Genomic DNA, 18123 nt, shown 5'->3' with positions numbered 1-18123 from the left:
GAGGGCAGCAAGCTCACCGCTCAGAGCGGCAGTTCGCCCGCGCCGCGGCCCAGCCACTTCTTGGAGAGCGCCTCGAGTTCCCCGCCCTGCTTGGCCGCCGCGACGATCGCATTGACCTTGGCGAGCAGGGCGTCCTCGCCCTTGGCCACGCCGATGAAGCACGGGCTGTCCTTGAGCAGCAGCTTGTATTCGATGTTCAGGCCGGGCTGGCGCTGCATCAGGTTGCCGGCGACGGCGGCGCTGGTGGCGACCACCTGCGTCTGGCCCGCGGCGAATGCGGCGATGGTGGCGTTGTTGTCCTCGAAGCGCTTGAACTCCAGCGTAGCCGGCGCGACCTTGGCGAGTTCCTGGTCCTCCATCGCACCGCGCGTCACCGCGACGGTCTTGCCGGCGAGGTCGGCGAAGCTCTTGATCGCCAGGCTCTTCGGCGCGAAGACCGCTTGGTAGAACGGCGCATAGGCCGAGCTGAACGAGATGACCTTCTCGCGCTCCGGGTTCTTGCCGAGCGTCGAGATGACGAGGTCGGCCTTCTTCGTCTGCAGATAGGGGATGCGGTTGGCGCTGGTGACCGGCACCAGCTCGACCTTCACGCCAAGCTTGGCGGCGATCAGCTCGGCCATCGCGACATCCAGGCCTTGCGGCTTCATGTCGGGACCGACGAAGCCGTAAGGCGGGTAGTCGGTGGGGATCGCGATCTTGATGGTCTTGGACTTGGTGATCGTGTCCAGCGCGGTCTGCGCGTGCGCGCCCGGCGCCATGACACCGATGCTGAGGCCGAGGCCGGCGGCCAGCAGCAGGCGACGCGGCATGAGGGTGCGGACGGAGGGACGGGCGGCGTGGCTCATAACAGGGCTCCTAGGTAGGGGGCGGGGGCGGAATCGGCGGCGTCGGCCGCCACCGTGCGCGCGCGGGAACGGCGCGCCGGCGCGGCGGGGGAAGCTGGGGAAGACGCGGAGGCACTCGACGCCATTGGCGTGAGCGCCTGCCGCAGGTGATGCAGCGGGTCGTCGGTCTGTGTCTCGAGCTGCAGGCCGGCCTGCACGCTGGCGAGGTGCTCGGCCATCAGCGCCTCGGCGCGGACGGCGTCGCCCTGCTCGAGCGCGGCCACGATGGCGACGTGCTCCTGGCAGGACTGCGCCGCGTCGTGCGACGACTGGTAGAGCATCGCGATCAAGGTGGTGCGCGCGGTGTAGTCGCGCAGCGTGTCGGCGAGCAGGCTGTTGCCGAGGCACTCGGCCAGACAGACGTGGAAGTCACCCAGCAGGAAGCTGCGCGCGCCGATGTCGTCGCCGCGCAGCGCGGCCTTCTCCTGCGCGAGGTGCTTCTTCAGACGCGTGAGCGCGGGCTTGTCGAGCGGTCGCCGACCGCGCAGCAGGCCGAGCTCGATGACGCGGCGGGCCTCGAAGGCTTCACGGGCTTCGTCGCGGGAGGGGGCAATGAGGTACCAGCCGCGGCGCGCGCTGACGGTCACGATGCCGCGCGCGGCGAGCCGCGTCAGCGCCTCACGGACGATGGTGCGGCTGCAGTCGAAGAGCAGCGCGAGCTGCTGCTCGCCGAGGCGGGTGCCCGGCGCCAGCTTCTGCGCGAGCACCGCATCGATGATGCGCTGGCTGATGTCGGTGGCGGTGATGCCCATGCACGGGGCTTTGCAGCTTCCGTGCCAGCGCGGGTACTCCCGACCTTCCCAGGCTCATCTGTCTTGTATGCAAGCCAGAACGACACCCGCGCACCGCCGTTGCGCACAAGATTGGTGTGGTGGGCACTGTCGCAGTGCCTGCCTGGCCGTCAATGCGGCCACGGGGCTTCAATTTCGTTCATTGCAGGCGGGCGAGGACGCTGGTCTTCTTCGGACCGTTCCGTCTGGTCCATCAAGAATGGAGCGTGCTTGATCTTCTCGTACAGATTCAGCAGTCGACTCTCCGCCCTCTCGAGAAGGGTGTCGTAACGCATCAGCGTGACAGTGGTCTGGGGCCCACTACTCCAGGCCTCCTCTTCCCCGCGTTCGATGTCTTCCCCGAGAACATAGCAATCGATCTTCGTATGCGCCTTGAAGCATCCGCGATTCCGAAGCTCCTTCACGTACTTCAACACCTGCGACCGCTCGGTATCCCCGATCTCCGTGCCGGTCGTCTTCAGTTCAATGATTGCGAGATGCTTGATGCCGTTGACCTCATGGGTGCCGTCAAAGGACGGGCAGGCATAGAGCCCGATGCTGCTCTCGGGTAGAACCACGAAATCAGGACGATTTCGGGAGCCGACTGCCATCGGATCCTTGAGGAATTTCCGGATCACTCGCGTCATGCCGACGTTCGCCGTGAATTCAGCCGACTCGAACTCCGGGCCGAACATCCACAACCCGTGCGCGAAGAGCGGCTGCAGTTCGTGGACTTCATCGACGCCCACCACGTCGAGCTTGCCGCGAAGCTCGGCCATCAGTCGCAGACGGCACTCGACCTCATTGAGCACCAGCATCGCCATGCTGGCCGGCCAGCGGCTCAGGATGTCGCGGAGCGCGCCCGCATTCGCATTGGGCACGTGTTCATCGTTGCAAGCTTCCATCAATACTGTCTCCTTCGGTTGGGAAGGAAGCCAGTGTCAGAAAGAAGTTCGGCGCCGAAAATGGCGCCGAATTGCAGGAGTCGCTGATATCTGAGTCAGCGTCAGCCGTCGACCCGCATCGAGTAGTCAACCGCCTTCGCGTCTTTGGTCAGGCGTCCGACCGAGATGCGGTCGACGCCCGTCGCCGCGATCCAGCGCAGCTGGTCGATGGCCACGCCGCCGGAGACTTCCAGCAAGGCCTGACCCCCGGCGATCGCCACCGCCTCGCGCATCATCGGCTCGCTGAAGTTGTCCAGCAGCACGCTGACCGCGCCGGCCTTCAGGGCTTCGCGCAGTTGCTCGATGGTCTCGACCTCGACCTGGATCGTCACGCCGGCGTCCAGCGCCTGCGCCTGCTGCAGCGCCTGCGTCACGCCGCCGGCCGCGGCGATGTGGTTCTCCTTGATCAGGATCCCGTCGTACAGGGCCAGGCGTTGATTCGCCCCGCCGCCCACACGCACCGCGTACTTCTGCGCCAGTCGCAGGCCCGGCAGCGTCTTGCGCGTGTCCAGCACCGCGCAGCCGCGCGGGTTCGGGCTGGCGCCTTCGATCGCGCGCGCATGCGCGCGCGTCGTCGTCGCCGTGCCCGACAGCAGCTGCAGGAAGTTCAGCGCCGGCCGCTCGGCCGACAGCAGCGAACGGCCTTCGGCCTCGATGCGGCAGACCACCGTGTCGGGCGCCATGTCGGCGCCTTCCTCATACGACCACTCGATCCGCGACGACCCGTCCAGCGCCAGGAAGACGCCCTCGAACCAGTCGCGGCCGCACAGCACCGCCGCCTCGCGCACGCGGACATGCGCCGTCACGCGCCGGCCCGCCGGCACCAGCCGCGCGGTCCAGTCGGCGACGCCGATGTCCTCGAACAGCGCATCGCGGATGTTGCGCGCGCGGGCTTCGTCCAGGGTCTCGTTGTGATCGAACATCGTCGCGGGTCTCTGACTGGCGCCGGGTTACTCGGCCTCGCCGATCGAGATCGACAGCTCGCCGAAGCCCTCGATCACGCCGACGATCTTGTCGCCCGGCTTCACCGGACCGACACCTTCCGGCGTGCCCGTGTAGATCAGGTCGCCCGGCTCCAGGTGATAGAACTGCGACAGGTTGGCCACCAGCTCCGGAATGCTCCAGATCATGTCCGACAGGTCGCCGCGCTGCTTCTCCACGCCGTTCACCGACAGCGTGATCGCGCCCTTGCTCAGCTCGCCCTGCTCCGAACGCGGCACCAGCTCGGTGATCACCGCCGAGTGCTCGAAGCCCTTGCCCAGGTCCCAGGGCCGGCCGATGGCCTTGGCCTCGTTCTGCAGGTCGCGGCGCGTCATGTCCAGCCCGGCGGCGTAGCCCCAGACCGCATCGCCGGCCTGCTCGGGCGTCGCCTTGAACACCGGCTTGCCGATCGCGACGACCAGCTCCATCTCATAGTGCAGGTTCTTCGTGCCCGGCGCGTAGGGGATGGTGCCGCCCGACGGCGCCAGCGCGCTGGCCGGCTTGGTGAAATAGAACGGCGGCTCGCGATCCGGATCGCTGCCCATCTCGCGGGCGTGGGCGGCGTAGTTGCGGCCGACGCAGAAGATGCGGCTGACGGCGTAGAGCGCGTCGGTGCCGCGCACGGCCACGGCGGCCTGCGGCGCTGGGGGGAAGAGGTAGTTGCTCATGACGGTGCGGACGTAACGATCGAAACGAACATGAAAGGAAAGAAGGGTGCGCGCAGCATAACCTTGGCAAATCCGCGCCGCATTGCTAGGGTTGCGGCCATGTTTGAAGCCCGCCCCGCCGGTCAGCGCCTGACCGTCCTGACGTGTGCCCTGATCCTGGCCGCCTGCGCCAGCCCTGGCCCCTCCTCCACCCGTCCCTCCTCCGGCGGCGCCAAGGTCTCCTCCTGGCCCGACCGGGACGGCCCCGACGCCGTCGTTCCCCCCGATCTCAAGAAGGTCCCCGATGCGGTGCCCCGCCTGGAGTCCATCCGCAAGGGCGGCCCCAACAAGCCGTACGAAGTGCTCGGCGAACGCTACGAGCCGATCGCCGAGGACAAGCCGCTGGTGCAGAAGGGCCTGGCGTCCTGGTACGGCCGCAAGTTCCACGGCAAGCCGACGTCCAGCGGCGAGATCTACAACATGTACGCGATGACCGCCGCGCACGCGACGATCCCGATCCCGAGCTACGCCCGCGTGCGCAACCCGAAGAACGGCCGCGAGATCATCGTGCGCATCAACGATCGCGGCCCCTTCCACAAGGGCCGCATCATCGACCTGAGCTACACCGCCGCGCTCAAGCTGGACGTGCTCAACGGCGTGGCGCCGGTGGAGATCGAACGCATCACCTACGAGGACATCCGCACCGGCGCGTGGACACGCGACCGCGACACCCTCTCGCCCGATCCGAAGGTCGCCCCCGACACGCCGGTGTATGCCGCCGCCACGCCCAGCGGCGCGCCCGACCTGACGACCACCGCCCAGATGCGCCCGCCGGTCACGCCGGTGCCGGCGCAAGTGCCGCTGCCGGCGCCGCTGATCCCGCCGGTGGCCAAGGCGGACCGGCCCGCCGCGTCCTCGACTTCCTCGACGGCGACGGCCTCTCCGTCGACGCTTCCTTCGACGTCTCCGTCAGCGGCGCCCGATGCGGGCATGACGCCGATTCCGATCACCGCGCTGCCGCCCGGCAGCGACCTGCCGCCGTCCGGCCAATCCAAGGCCGACGCGATGGCGACCGCCACCGCCGGCGCGATCGCCGCGACCGACTCGCAGGCGCCGGTGCCCGCGCTGAAGATCGCCGCCGCGCAGGGTTACTGGCTGCAGTTCGGCGCGTTCTCCCGCATGGAAGGCGCCGAGCAGCTGCGCGAGCGCTTCACGCGCGGCATGGAAGAACTCGCGCCGATGCTGACGATCTTTAAGGACAAGAACCTGCACCGCCTGCAGGCCGGCCCGTTCGCGAGCCGCGAAGATGCCCGCGCCGCCGCGGACCGCGTCCGCACGTCGATGGCGCTGACGCCGATCCTGGTCGAGCGGCGCTGAGGACTCAGCGCCCGCCGGCCACGTCCAGCGTGGCACCGACGGTGTAGCTGGCCGCGTCGGACATCAACCAGACGATGACTTCGGCGATCTCCTCCGCGCGGCCGAGCCGGCCGATCGGAATGCCCTTGGCCGCCTCCGCCAGCCGGGCCTGCAGCGTTTCCGCCGGAAGGCTGTCGGCATGGATGTCGGTCTCGATGACGCCGGGGCGTACACCGTTGACCCGGATGCCCTGTCCGATCAGCTCATGCCCGAGGCTCAAGGTCAGCGTGTCCACCGCGCCCTTGCTGGCGGCGTAATCCGAATAGAGATTCGCCGATCCGCGCTGCGCCGCGCGCGACGACAGGTTGACGATCGCGCCGCCGCGTCCGCCGTGCGCGGTGCTCATCCGCACGGCGGCCTGCTGCGTGCAGTAGATGAGCCCGAAGACATTGACCTCGAAGACACGCCGGATGCGGTCGGGGGTCAGGTCGGCCAACGAGGCCATGCGTCCCACCATGCCGGCGTTGTTCACCAGCCCGGTGAGCCGGCCGAGCCGCGCATCGACCTGCGCGAACATCGTCGACACCTGCTCCGGATCGGCAACGTCGGCGCGGATCGTCACCACCCGCCGTCCCAGCGCCTGCACACGCCGCGCCGTGTCTTCGACGGCATCGACGTCCTGCCGATAGTTGAGTGCGAGGTCGTGGCCACGCGCCGCCAGCAGCAGCGCGGTCGCCGCGCCGATGCCGCGGCCGGCGCCGGTGATCAGCGTGATCGGGCGATCGGCCTCATCGGTCGTCGCGGCGGGCCCGCCGGCCCCCTCGGAGTCAGGGACATCATTCGTCATGCGCGCGATTGTGCGCGCGGCATCGCTTTGCGATGATGATCCGCATGCCGCCGCTCGACGCCGCCACGCTGCTGATGGTGATCGCCGTGATCGACGCCGTCGCGTGTGTCGTCTGGCTCGCGCTGGGCGAGGCGCTGCGCATCGCGCCGCGGGCCTCACGGCGGATCTCGGCGTATCACGGCCTGCTCGCACTGGCCTGGTGGCCGACGCTCCCGGACTCGATGGAGCGGCTGGTCGCGCTGCCGCTGGACCTGGTCTCCGCGGGCCTGCTCACCGCCGGCGTGCGCGCGCTGACACGGGTCCGCGACGGCGCCTGGGACATCGTCGCCATCGTCGGCCTCGGGCTCGTCGCCACCGCCTTCACGGCCGGCGATCCGGACCTGGCGACCGCGCGCGCCATCTCCAACCTCGTCGGCGGGGTGCTGGCGCTGATGGCCGCATGGGACGTCGCCATCGGCGCGGGCTTCCGGATCGGACTCACCAGCGTCGTCGTGCTGCCGTACGGCGTGCTGGCCGCCGGCTGCTTCTGGCGCGCAGGCGGACTGCTCGGCTGGCTCCCGGCGGGACTGAGTCCCGCGGGCCTGGGCGCCAATGCGCCACTCGCGCTGTTGCGCCTGGTGGTGGATCTGTCGATCGCCACCGGCCTGGTCGCGCTCGTCATCCAGCGCCTGATCGCGCGGGTGCGCCATCTGACCCGCCGCGATGCGTTGACCGGCCTGCTCAACCGCCGCGCGCTGGAAGAGCACCTCGCCCGCCTGCAGGCGCAGGCCGAGCGCGGCCGCCGCCATGCCGTGCTGGTGCTGGACGTCGACCACTTCAAGCGCATCAACGACGAGCTCGGTCACGCCGGCGGCGACGCCGCGCTGCAGCACCTGGCGGGCGTGCTCGGGGCGACGCTGCGCGACACCGACTGTTTCGGGCGTCTGGGCGGCGAGGAGTTCGCCGTGTTGCTGCCGGACTCCGACCTGGACGGCGCGATGCTGGTCGCCGAGCGCCTGCGCGAATTGCTGCAGAAGCAGCCGCTGGCGTGGGGCGACAAGCTCTGGCCGATCAGCGCGAGCTTCGGCGTCGCAACCATGCATCCGGGCGACGCCAACGGCCACGGCGCGCTGTCGCGGGCCGACGCGGCGATGTACGCGGCGAAGGCGCGCGGACGCAATCGCGTGCTGCGCGCCGCCGGCGAGCCGGAACTCGCCTGATGCTGCCCGTCGCCGATCCCGTCACGCTGATCGCCGCACTGGTGGCGCTGTTCGGCGTCGCAGCGGTGGTCTGGCTCATGCTCGCCGTCGGTCTGCGCGAGTCGCCCTGGGCATGCGCCAGCGTGGCCGGCGCGAACGCGGCGCTGGCGGGCTCGTTCCTGCTGCATGAGGCGCTGGGTCTCGCACCGCGCATGAACGACGGGTGGTCGGACTTCCTGTCGCTGGCGGCCTTCGGCCTGGTCCGCGTGACGGTGCCGCTGGTCGGCGAGCGGCCCGCGCCATGGCGTTCGACCGCGCTGCTGATCGTGGCTGTCGGACTCGGCACGGCGCGGTTCACGGGCGGACCGGGGACGCTGCCGCACACGCTGGTGCTCTTTGGTGCCATGAGTGCGCTTGCGCTGCTGTCGGCCTTCGACGCCTGGCGGCTGATGCGCGCACGCGGGCTGAATGCACGGGCGGCGCTGGTGCTCGCCTCGCCGCTGGTGGTCGTCGGGTTGCTGCTGCTCTCGCGGCCGGTGGAAGCCTCGCTCGCGCCGGGCCGCACCGGGGACATCGACGTCGCCAGCGCCTTCAACATCGCGTGGTTGTGGGCCTCGTTGGTGCTGGCGCTGTTGATCAACGGCTGGATCGCGTTCCTGCTGCTGATGAAGCTGGTGCTGGAGATCCGCCGCCTGACCGAGCGCGACCCGCTGACCGACGCGCTGAACCGGCGTGCGCTGTCCGAGGCCGTGGACCTCGAGCATTCGCGCCAGATGCGCGGGCACGGCTACGCGCTGGTGCTGCTGGACATGGACCGCTTCAAGCAGCTGAACGACACGCTCGGCCACGCGGCCGGCGATGCGGCGCTGAGGTCGCTGGTGACGCTGCTGAAGCCGTGCCTGCGCGAGGTGGACCGCTTCGCGCGCCTGGGCGGCGAGGAGTTCTGCGTGCTGCTGCCCCACACCGGCATCGCCGGCGCCGCCCTGGTGGCGGAGCGGATGCGGACGCTGCTCGCGGAACACCCGTTCGCCTGGGAAGGACAAGGCTGGCCGCTGACGGCCAGCTTCGGCATCGCCGAGTCCATGACTGGAGACGCCACCGCCGCCGACGTGCTGCGACGCGCCGATCAAGCGCTCTACCGCGCGAAGGCGCAGGGGCGCAACGTGGTGCAGGCGGTGGAACTCGAACTGGCACAGAGGCCGGAGCGCTGATCTGCTCCGGCGATCCGCTTCAGGGGTCCGCTTCAGGGATCCTCTCTCGGCCCCCTTCAGCGAAGTGCCAGTGTGAAGCGCTCAGGTGCAGCCCCCGTCAGAACCGGCCGCGCACGCTCAGCATCACGCTGCGCGGATCCCCGTAGTTGGGATAGTCGAGGTTGGCCCAGTAGGTCTTGTCCAGCGCGTTGCGGACCGACAGGCCGAGGCTGAAGTGGTCGTTCAACTGGTAGTTGGCATGCAGGTTCAGCAGCACGTAGCTGCCCTGCGTGACGGTCACCGTGCCCAACGTGGGATGCGGGATGCCGTAGCCCGCCACCGTGCTCTGCGCGTTCACGCCGGCGCCGACGGTGAGCCGCTCCCACGCGCCGCGCAGGCGGTAGCTGGTGCTGATCTGCACCGTGTGACGCGGCAGGTTCGCGTAGATCAGGTCCAGCGCGTTGCGCGTGATGCGCGTGTTGGCGTAACCCGCGTTCAAGGTCCAGCCCGGCGCGAGCTGGCCGGCAACGTCGAGCTCGAAGCCCTTGGTCTTCGTCCCGTTGACGCCGATGTAGGCGGAGCCGCCGTCGGGCAGCGTGCCCTCCGGCACCGACGAGTCGCGCACCGCGTAGTGGTCCTGCTTGGCCTCGAACACCGCGGCCGACACCGCCAGGCGCTTGTCGAGGAACTCGCCCTTGATGCCGAACTCGGTGTTGCTGCCGCGGATCGGCGCGAGCAGGTTGTCGTTCTTGTCCTTGTAGTTCTGCGGCTTGAACAGGTCGGTGTAGCTCGCGTACAGCGAGACCGCGTCGTTGATGTCGTAGACGACGCCGAAGTACGGCGACACCTCGTCGGTCACCTTGTAGGCGCCGGTCCGGGCCGTGAAGTTGCCGGCCGCGTTGAAGGCGTCGGTGCCGGTCTTCCAGTAACTCAGCCGCGCGCCGGTGATCACCGACAGCGGCTCCAGGATCTTCCATCGGCCCATCGCGAAGACGCCGCTCTGTTCGGTCTCGGCGACGCGCTTCGCGCCGGTGGCGCTGAAGGTCGGCGCGGGCGCGTTGCCGTCCCAGTTGTGGATGTCGGGGATGTTGTAGCTCCACGAGGCGACCGAGGTCAGCGTCGGCGTGGTCGTCGTCGTCTTCACGCCGTTGGCACCGATCACCAGGTCGTGCTGGCGGCCGAACAGCGTCAACGTGCCCGAGGCGTAGAGATCCAGGCTGTCGCGCTTCTCCCAGCTCTTGCCGACGGCGGCGAGCAGCTTCAGCCCCGCGCCGGTCTTCGGGTCCGGATAGCCGCTGGCATAGGTGCGCAGGCTGAAGGTGTTGCCTTCGCTGTGGTTGGCGATGGCCTTCAGCGTCCAGTCGCCGCCGAGCTTCTGCTCGAGCTGCGCGTAGCTCGTGCCGTTGTGGCGCGACCAGCGCGTCCACGGCGGCGAGAAGCTGGTCTCGCGTGGCAGGTCGGCGAGCGAGCCGTCCGACGCGAAGCGCGGGATCGTGCCCCAGATCGGGCCCTTGGGCACGTTGTTCTGGTCCTGGTAGCCGAGGGTCAGCGTCGTGCTGTCCGTCAGGTCGGCTTCGACGGTGGCCATGAAGGCGGTCTTGGTCTCGCTGTGCCGATCGCGGTAGCCGTCCTTCTCCTGCGCCGAGGCGATCAGGCGTGCCCGCACGCGGCCGTCGCGGGTGATCGGCGTGTTGAGGTCGGCCTCGACACGATGGAAATCCTCGGAGCCCATCACCAGCCCGCCGTAGGCCGAGAACGCCTTCTCCGGCCGCTTGCGGATCATGTTGACCGTCGCGGACGGAATGCCGGCGCCGGTGGTCAGGCCGTTGGCGCCGCGCACGACGTCGATGCGGGAGTAGAAGACGGTGTCGTACTCCTGCTGCGTGCCGCCGCTGTAGGTGGGCACGCCGTCGATCTGGAAGTCGGTGATCTGGAAGCCCCGCGCGAAGTACAGCGGACGCTGCGTGTCGTAGAAGGACACGTTCACGCCGGTGATGTTCTGCATCACGTCGTTGATGCTGATCAGCGTCTCGTTCTCCAGGCGGCTCGCGTCGAGGCTGCTCATCGACTGCGGCGTCTCGCGCGCGGTCAGCGGCAGGCGCGTGCTCGCTCCCTCGAGCTTCTTGCGCGCGGCGCTGATGGTGACGCGGTCCAGCGCACGGCGGCGATCGGCGCGGGTCGCGCCCTCGCCGGTGGATTCATTGGCAGCTTCGGCGGCAGGTTCAGCCGCAGCTTGGGCGGCATCAGCGTCGACATGCGGGACATCGGCATCGCGGCCGGACGCCGGCATCGACTGGGCCATGGCGGCACCGGCGGACAAGAGCAATGCGACCGCAGCCGCAACGGGGGTTCGAGAGGAGCGTGACATGGGAAGGAGCAGCAGCAAGCAGGCGTGAGCCCGCATACCGGCGCGCGCAAGCGCACCGGCCCCGGGAGGGAGGTGAATGACGGAGGCTTGCGGGATCGGCTCCAGCGTCGCGCGGCGTGTGCAACGGACGTTGCCAGGCGCGGGGAGCAGAAGATCAGGCTGGCGGGAGGTTCATCGGCGGGGATTTACCCGACAGATGAGAACTGTTCTCATTGTAGAAACAGATTCGGCCAGCAGTCGGGCAAGACCTGTCACCGTGTGCGGGCTTCAGGCTGGGCCTCATTCGAGTCGCCAAGCGCGGGCTCTCCACGGGGCATGGGGGATCCCTCCAGGACCCCCAAGCCCCATTCCGGCCCCAGTGACGTTCGAGCGTTCGAGCGTTCGAGCGTTCGAGCGTTCGAGCGTTCGAGCGTTCGAGCGTTTGTGGCGTTCGTGGCGGCAGGTGTGTTCGTCGACGGCCGTGCTCAGGCCAGGGCGACACGGTTGCGGCCCAGGTGCTTGGCGCGTTCGACAGCGGCGTTGGCGCGCGCGATGAGCAGGTCGGTCGCGTAGGGCGGCGCGCTCGCCAGGCCCATGCTGAGCGTCACGTCCAGGCCCGGTGCGAGCTCATGCCACGGGTGCACGGAGACGCTGGCGCGGATGCGCTCGCAGACCTCGAAGCCGCGGTCCGCGATGGTGTCGGGGAACACGACGAGGAACTCCTCGCCGCTCCATCGCAGCAGCAGGTCGGAGCCGCGCGTGTTCTCGCGCAGGAGTTCGGCGAGCTCCTGCAGCACACGGTCGCCGATCTCGTGGCCGTGGCGTTCGTTGATGTTGCGCAAGCCGTCGGCGTCGATCAGGGCGACGGTCAGCGGACGCGCCTCCTGCTCCGCCGTGCGCAGCAGCGGCGGCAGGCGGGTTTCCAGGCAGCGCCGGTTGCCCAGGCCGGTCAAGGGATCCTTGAACTCGGCGGCATCGCGCGCGGCGACACTCGCCGGGTCGGTGGCGAATTCCGCCTCCATGCGCGAGACGAAGTACTGCGATTGCGCCATCAGCTGCGAGACCGCGCGCCGACGCTCCAGCGTGCGCGCCTGTTCGAGGTGGAACAGCGACGGCCCGAGCAGCGCGAGCGCCTTCGCGGCCCGATAGCTGGCCTGGTGCAGCCGCACGCGCAGGAACAGCGGCACGTCGTGAAGCGCGGGACTCGTCGCCGCTGCCGGTGCATCGGCGGTCGCGACGTGCTCGGTCTCCGCGCACAGCACCTGCAGTTGCTGCCAGGCCATGCGGGCCTGTCCGCGCGCGAGCTGCAGCTCGGCGAGCATGCAGCGCAGGCGCCAGTCCAGCAGCCGGAAGCCGGCGCGCTCGCATTCGTCGCGGGCCTCGATCAGCATCGGCTCGGCCTCGTCGAGGCGCCCCATCAGCAGCAGCACCTCGGCGAAGTTGGACGCGGTCAATGCGATGCCGTAGCGGTCGCCGAGCTGCAGCGAATGGGGACGCGCCTCGCGGGCGAGTTCCAGCGCGCGTTCGAGCGTGCGCGTCGCCTGCGCCGGCGCGGCGCCGTCGCGTTGCAGGTGGTAGGCGCCGAGCGCGACCGTGCACAGGTTGGTCAGCGTGACGACCTGCTCGAACGGCGTGGCATTGCTGCGGAGCAGGCCCGCGGCCTCGCTCATCAGGCGCTCGGCCTGCCAGGGATCGCCCATGCGCTCGAAGCAGGCGCCGAGGCCGTTCAGCGCGACCGCATGCAGCCGCATGTCGCCGAGCTCGCCGGCGAGCTTGAGCGCCTCATGCGCGCAGGCCAGCCCTTGTTCGTACGCGCCGAGCTCGCAGGCGGCGAGGCTCATCCAGCGCAGCAGCTCGCACATCGCGGGGCTCGCGCCCAGCGGACGCATCAGGCGCAGCGCACGCTCGCCGACATCGAGCATGCCGGGCAGATCGCCCATGCGCAGCCGGAAGAAGCTGCGCAGCTTGCCGGCCTCGGCCTGCTCGTTGATGAAGCCTTCGGCTTCGGCGCGATCCCAGATCGCATCGGCCAGCGCAACGCCGTCGTCAAGCCGCGCCTGCTGCTGCGCGAGCCGCGCGCGCTCGAGCAGCTCGCTCAGCGGAACGCCGTCGAAGGCGGGCGCCGGAACCGGGACGGAAGAGGAAGCACCATGCGGAAACATCCGGCAAGGTTAGCCGATCAGGCGGCATGCGACGGCTGCTGGCCCTGCGGGGCCTACTTGCTCGTGGGCATCACGAACTCGGCACCCTTGGCGATGCTGGCGGGCCAGCGCTGCATGACGCTCTTCTGCTTCGTGTAGAAGCGGACGCCCTCTTCGCCGTAGGCGTGCATGTCGCCGAAGAGGCTCTTCTTCCAGCCGCCGAAACCGTGCCAGGCCATCGGCACCGGGATCGGCACATTGATGCCGACCATGCCGACCTGCACGCGGCGCGCGAACTCGCGCGCGACGTTGCCGTCGCTGGTGAAGCACGCGACGCCGTTGCCGAACTCGTGCGCGTTGACGAGGTCCAGCGCCGCGCCGAAATCCTTGACCCGCACGCAAGCCAGCACGGGGCCGAAGATCTCTTCCTTGTAGATGCGCATCGACGGCTGGACGTGGTCGAACAGCGTGCCGCCGGTGAAGAAGCCGTCGGGCAGGCCGTCGACGCGGTGGCCGCGGCCATCGACGACCAGCGTGGCGCCTTCCTCGACGCCATGGGCGATGTAGCCCTCGATGCGGTCGCGCGCTTCGCGCGTGACGATCGGCCCCATCTCGGCGTCGAGCGCCATGCCGTTCTTGATCTTGAGCGCCTTCGCGCGCTCGGCGAGCAGCGGCACGATGCGGTCGGCGACGTCGCCGACCAGCACGGCCACCGAGATCGCCATGCAGCGCTCGCCGGCCGAGCCGTAGGCGGCGCCGATCAGCGCATCGACGGCCTGGTCGATGTCGGCATCGGGCATGACGACCATGTGGTTCTTCGCGCCGCCGAGCGCCTGCACGCGCTTGCCGTTGCGGGCGCCGGTCTCGTAGATGTACTGCGCGATCGGCGTGGAGCCGACGAAGCTCAGCGCCCGCACGTCGGGGTGATGCAGCAGCGCATCGACGACCTGCTTGTCGCCCTGCACGACCTGGAAGATGCCGTCGGGCAGACCGGCCTGCTTGAAGAGTTCGGCAACGGCGAGGCTCGGCGACGGATCGCGCTCGCTGGGCTTGAGGATGAAGGCGTTGCCGGTGGCGATGGCCAGCGGGGCCATCCACATCGGGACCATGAAGGGGAAGTTGAACGGCGTGATGCCGGCGACCACGCCCAGCGCCTGGCGCGTGGTCCAGTTGTCGATGCCGGTGGAGACCTGCTCGGTGTAGTCGCCCTTGAGCAGTTGCGGCACGCCGCAGGCGAACTCGACGACGTCGATGCCGCGGCTCACCTCGCCCTGCGCGTCGGTGAAGACCTTGCCGTGCTCGGCGGTGATCATCGCGGCGAGGCGGTCGCGATGCTGGTTCAGCAGCTCGAGGAACTTGAACATCACGCGCGCGCGGCGCAGCGGCGGCGCATCCGCCCAGGCGGGGAAGGCGGCCTGCGCGGCAGCGACGGCGGTGTTCACGTCCTCGACGTTGCCGAGCTGGAGCTGGCGGGCGACCTGGCCCGTGGCGGGATTGAAAACCGCTTGGCTGCGACCCGATGTCGCCGGGACTCGCTCACCAGCGATGAAGTGGGTGATGTCGGCGCTGTCGGTGAAGGCGGCGGGGGCATGGGCGGACGAGGTCACGGCGGTCTCCTGCTTCTTGGGGGTTGGGATGAGTCTAGGCACCGGGCCCTCCCCTGCCTAGCCCAGATCACCAATCACATTGTTCGATAGACTGAACAATCATGGCCACCCGTCCCTCCCCCCGCTCCCCCGCTCCTGCTGTGCCCGCCCCCTCAAGCCCGCCCTCGAAGGGTGTTGGTCCTTCGTCCATACGGGGGGACGCGCGCGATGAATTGCTGTGGTCGCAGCTGCAGGCGCTGATCGCGGTGGCGCGGCTCGGCAGCTTCACCAAGGCAGCGCAGCGGCTGGGGCTGTCGAAGGCGGCGATCAGTCAGCGGGTGGCGGAGCTGGAACGCCACCTCGACCAGCAGCTGGTGCAGCGCACGACGCGCTCGGTGCGCCTGAGCGAGGCGGGGTTGCGGCTCGTCGAGCAGGCGGAGCCGGGCCTCGTCCTGCTGAACCGCAGCCTGAGCGAAGCGCGCGAGGCGGCCGGCGCGCCACGAGGATTGCTGCGCGTCACGGCGCCGGTGGCACTGGGACGGCAACACGTGGCCCCGGCGTTGCCCGCCTTCTTCGAGCGCTATCCGGAGTTGCGGATCGAGCTCGACTTGTTGGACCGGCTGGTGCCGCTGGCGCAGGAGGGCTTCGACCTGGCGATCCGGCACACGAGCGCGCCGCCGGAGACGCATGTGGCGTTCAAGCTGTGCGCGTCGCGGGCGCTGCTGACGGCGAGTCCGGCCTATCTGGAGCGGGCCGGCGTGCCGCAGCATCCGGCGGAACTGGCGCAGCACCGCTGCCTGCCGTATCTGCGGTCGGGCCCCGCGCAGTGGTTCTTCGAACGCAGCGCGGGCGACGCAGAGCCCGAGCGCATCCGCGTGCCGGTCCAGGGTCACTTCCGTGCCAGCAACAGCGAGGTGCTGCGGGACGGCGCGCTGTCGGGGCTGGGCATTGCGCTGTTGCCCGACTTCAGCGCGCGCGATGCGATGCGGGAGGGTCGGCTGGTCGAGGTCCTGCCCGACTGGCGCGCGGTCGGCTTCTTCGGTGATGCGATCTACGCGATCCACCCGTGGAGCAGCCACACCCCGCAGGGGGTGCGATTGCTGATCGACCACCTCAAGGGCGTCATGAGCGAGGGGTATTGACCGCGGCCCCGATCCCCGAAAGGGCATCCAGCCGCGCGCGGAGGTCGGCGATCTCGGCGGCGAAGTTGTCACGGGCGGTGGTGGCGCCGACGAGCTCCATCTCGGCGGCGAGGCGCTTGTCGGATTCCGCGGCGGAGGTCGCGACCTGGCGCTCCAGCTGCTGGCGGAGGTCGGCGAGTTGCCCGTCCTTGCCCGCGATGGCGAGCTGGTCCTTGGCCTTGCCGACGAGCGCGTCCGAGGCGATGTCGCGCGCGTGGCGCAACTCGATGGTGAGGCGCTCGATGCTGGCGTCGCGTTCGGCGACGCGGGAGAGCGCTTCGTCCCGGTCGGCGGCGGCCCGGTCCAGATGCGCCTGCAGCTCGTCGCGCTCGGCTTCCGCGCGCTCGTTCAGGTGCAGCAGCGCGGCGAGGTCCGTCTCCGTCCGCGCGAGGCTGTCGCGCCAACGGGCGGCGACGTCCTCCATCAGATGCCGGGCATCGCGGAAGGTCGCGGAGATGCCGGAGGTGGCGGCCGGCGCGGCGACGGCCGCGTCGTCGAGTGTCGTGTCCATGTCGGTTCCCAATGAGATCCGTGAGCCGGAGGGATCACGGCGGCGACCGAGTCGTGTGTCGGGCGCCCATGGACGTGAAGGCGACCGTGGGATGTCGATGCTTTAATCGCCCCCTCCTGGAGGCTGACGTTTGGTTGGCGAGCCCGTCACTGCCAAGATGACGACCAGCCGACGCCCGTCGCAGGCCGACCGCCAAGGAGTGACCGACCATGAGCACCGTCTCCATCCTGTCGAAGCTGTTCCGCCACCAGGCCTGGGCCCATGACGGGTTCCTTCAGGTCCTCGAGACGCCCGACGCCGGGCAGCACCCCGAAGAGCGCCAGACGGCCCTGCGGATCCTGAATCACTGCTACGTGGTCAACCAGATCTTCACGGGGCACCTGACGGGCCGGCCGCACGGGTACACGGCCAGCAACACCGTCGAGACGCCGACGCCGGAGGCGCTGCGTGCGGCGCACGCGGCGTCGGATCGATGGTTCCTGGACTACGTCGCGTCGGTCACGCCGGAGCAACTGGCCGAGCGCATCGCATTCACCTTCACCGACGGCGATCGTGGCGCGATGACGCGCGAGGAAATGCTGTTCCACGTCGTGACCCATGACGGGTTTCATCGTGGCGAGGTCGGGCGCCTCCTGAAACAGATCTCGTTGTCGCCGCCGCGGGACACCTTGGCCGTGACGCTGCACCGGGAAGAGCCGGAGCGGCGCGAGCACGGCTAAGCCGCGATGTCCCGGTCCAGCGGGCGGAGGTAGTAGCAATCGAACTCGCCTTCGTCGACGAGCTCGAATCCGTGCCGCTGGTAGAAGCGATTCGAGTCGCTCTGCTTCAGTGCCCCGACCCGCACCGGCAGGCCGAGCCGCCGCGATTCATCGAAGACGTCCGCCAGCACCGCAGCGCCGATGCCGCGACCTTGGCTCGACGGATCGATGTAGAGGTGATCGAGCGACAGCCATTCCGCCTGCGGCGTCGTGACGACGAAGCCGACGCGATGTCCGTCGACGACGATGTGCCGCGTGCGCGTCGGATCGAAGCTCGACAGGAAGCGCTCGCGGGCGCGCTGGGGATCGAAGCGCCCGATGCGCTCGAGGCTTTCGCGCATGGCGGCGATGCGCAGGGCCACCAGAGCATCGGCGTCCGTGGACTCAGCGCGCTGGAACTGAACGATTGGCAGGGAGCCAGGAGCGTGGATCATGGCGACGGATTCTCCGCGCGTCCTCAGCGGTCATCCGGTCATCCGGTCATCGCGGAAGAACAGTCCGAGCCGCCTCCCCAGGCTCGCGATCCACAAAAAAGGACGCCCGACCAGCAGAGCTGACCGGGCGTTGCAAGTCCTAGAAAGGACGTCGTTGGGATCGGTGCCGTCCATCGGGGCCTTGCGGGCCGCGCCGTTGGAGGGCGTAGATGCACTCTAGGGCGAACCCTGAGCATGCGGCATCCCCTCAAGGTGGGATACATGCGAAAAATGGTCAGCAGGTGTAAGAGCGACTCCGCATTACGGAAAACTGCACGCTACCGCCTTGTTCGCACCATGACTTTCGTGCGGTGGCGAACAGAAGCCAC

General features: G+C 69.3%; 16 protein-coding genes. 5 read left to right on the top strand and 11 right to left on the bottom strand.

Annotated elements, in window-relative coordinates; genetic code table 11:
• Window positions 1-20: 20 nt before the first annotated feature.
• The 5 genes from AC1VNM_RS22790 to AC1VNM_RS22770 form a co-directional block, all read right to left on the bottom strand.
• Window positions 21-845 (bottom strand): transporter substrate-binding domain-containing protein, encoded by an 825-nt coding sequence (locus AC1VNM_RS22790; protein WP_483108407.1) that lies wholly within the window; start codon window positions 843-845, stop codon window positions 21-23.
• Window positions 842-1636: a GntR family transcriptional regulator gene (locus tag AC1VNM_RS22785; protein WP_377158667.1), complete on the bottom strand. Its 795-nt coding sequence runs from the start codon at window positions 1634-1636 to the stop codon at window positions 842-844. Before AC1VNM_RS22785 ends, AC1VNM_RS22790 begins: the two co-directional genes overlap by 4 nt.
• Before the next feature lie 149 nt (window positions 1637-1785).
• Window positions 1786-2559, bottom strand: a complete 774-nt coding sequence (locus AC1VNM_RS22780; protein WP_483108406.1) for a hypothetical protein — start codon at window positions 2557-2559, stop codon at window positions 1786-1788.
• A gap of 101 nt (window positions 2560-2660) precedes the next feature.
• Complete coding sequence (gene nadC, locus AC1VNM_RS22775; protein ID WP_483108405.1) at window positions 2661-3521, bottom strand: carboxylating nicotinate-nucleotide diphosphorylase; 861 nt, start codon at window positions 3519-3521, stop codon at window positions 2661-2663.
• Between the two features lie 27 nt (window positions 3522-3548).
• Window positions 3549-4247 (bottom strand): fumarylacetoacetate hydrolase family protein, encoded by a 699-nt coding sequence (locus AC1VNM_RS22770; protein ID WP_483108404.1) that lies wholly within the window; start codon window positions 4245-4247, stop codon window positions 3549-3551.
• Between the two features lie 99 nt (window positions 4248-4346).
• Between AC1VNM_RS22770 and AC1VNM_RS22765 the strand changes: the two genes are divergently transcribed.
• Window positions 4347-5603 (top strand): septal ring lytic transglycosylase RlpA family protein, encoded by a 1257-nt coding sequence (locus AC1VNM_RS22765; RefSeq protein WP_483108403.1) that lies wholly within the window; start codon window positions 4347-4349, stop codon window positions 5601-5603.
• A 4-nt stretch (window positions 5604-5607) separates the two neighbouring features.
• On the opposite strand, the gene AC1VNM_RS22760 is transcribed toward AC1VNM_RS22765, so the two are convergent.
• Window positions 5608-6429, bottom strand: coding sequence for an SDR family oxidoreductase (locus tag AC1VNM_RS22760; protein ID WP_483108402.1), 822 nt, complete (start codon window positions 6427-6429; stop codon window positions 5608-5610).
• Window positions 6430-6473: 44 nt separating this feature from the next.
• Here AC1VNM_RS22760 and AC1VNM_RS22755 point away from each other — a divergent pair, with 44 nt between their 5' ends.
• Both AC1VNM_RS22755 and AC1VNM_RS22750 read left to right on the top strand, forming a co-directional pair.
• Entirely contained in the window at window positions 6474-7628 is a 1155-nt protein-coding gene (locus AC1VNM_RS22755) for a GGDEF domain-containing protein (RefSeq protein ID WP_483108401.1), read from the top strand.
• On the top strand, window positions 7628-8818 hold the full coding sequence (locus tag AC1VNM_RS22750; RefSeq protein ID WP_483108400.1) for a GGDEF domain-containing protein: 1191 nt from the start codon (window positions 7628-7630) through the stop codon (window positions 8816-8818). Before AC1VNM_RS22755 ends, AC1VNM_RS22750 begins: the two co-directional genes overlap by 1 nt.
• Window positions 8819-8915: 97 nt before the next feature.
• On the opposite strand, the gene AC1VNM_RS22745 is transcribed toward AC1VNM_RS22750, so the two are convergent.
• From AC1VNM_RS22745 to AC1VNM_RS22735, 3 genes are all read right to left on the bottom strand, one after another.
• Window positions 8916-11099 carry a TonB-dependent siderophore receptor gene (locus tag AC1VNM_RS22745; protein ID WP_483108399.1) on the bottom strand — a complete coding sequence of 728 codons (2184 nt, stop codon included), beginning with the start codon at window positions 11097-11099 and terminating at the stop codon, window positions 8916-8918.
• Between the two features lie 530 nt (window positions 11100-11629).
• Window positions 11630-13306 (bottom strand): diguanylate cyclase domain-containing protein, encoded by a 1677-nt coding sequence (locus AC1VNM_RS22740; RefSeq protein WP_483108398.1) that lies wholly within the window; start codon window positions 13304-13306, stop codon window positions 11630-11632.
• Between the two features lie 53 nt (window positions 13307-13359).
• Window positions 13360-14892, bottom strand: a complete 1533-nt coding sequence (locus tag AC1VNM_RS22735) for a CoA-acylating methylmalonate-semialdehyde dehydrogenase (RefSeq protein ID WP_377158678.1) — start codon at window positions 14890-14892, stop codon at window positions 13360-13362.
• A gap of 212 nt (window positions 14893-15104) precedes the next feature.
• Here AC1VNM_RS22735 and AC1VNM_RS22730 point away from each other — a divergent pair, with 212 nt between their 5' ends.
• On the top strand, window positions 15105-16013 hold the full coding sequence (locus tag AC1VNM_RS22730) for a LysR family transcriptional regulator (RefSeq protein ID WP_483108397.1): 909 nt from the start codon (window positions 15105-15107) through the stop codon (window positions 16011-16013).
• On the opposite strand, the gene AC1VNM_RS22725 is transcribed toward AC1VNM_RS22730, so the two are convergent.
• Complete coding sequence (locus tag AC1VNM_RS22725) at window positions 15994-16563, bottom strand: hypothetical protein (protein WP_377158680.1); 570 nt, start codon at window positions 16561-16563, stop codon at window positions 15994-15996. The genes AC1VNM_RS22730 and AC1VNM_RS22725 overlap by 20 nt on opposite strands.
• A 209-nt stretch (window positions 16564-16772) precedes the next feature.
• Here AC1VNM_RS22725 and AC1VNM_RS22720 point away from each other — a divergent pair, with 209 nt between their 5' ends.
• On the top strand, window positions 16773-17282 hold the full coding sequence (locus AC1VNM_RS22720; protein WP_483108396.1) for a DinB family protein: 510 nt from the start codon (window positions 16773-16775) through the stop codon (window positions 17280-17282).
• Here AC1VNM_RS22720 and AC1VNM_RS22715 read toward each other — a convergent pair.
• Window positions 17279-17755, bottom strand: coding sequence for a GNAT family N-acetyltransferase (locus tag AC1VNM_RS22715; protein WP_483108395.1), 477 nt, complete (start codon window positions 17753-17755; stop codon window positions 17279-17281). The genes AC1VNM_RS22720 and AC1VNM_RS22715 overlap by 4 nt on opposite strands.
• Between the last annotated feature and the right edge of the window lie 368 nt (window positions 17756-18123).

The organism is Mitsuaria sp. MSU3D, from assembly GCF_056867975.1.
This window is presented reverse-complemented; position numbering and strand designations above follow the sequence as displayed.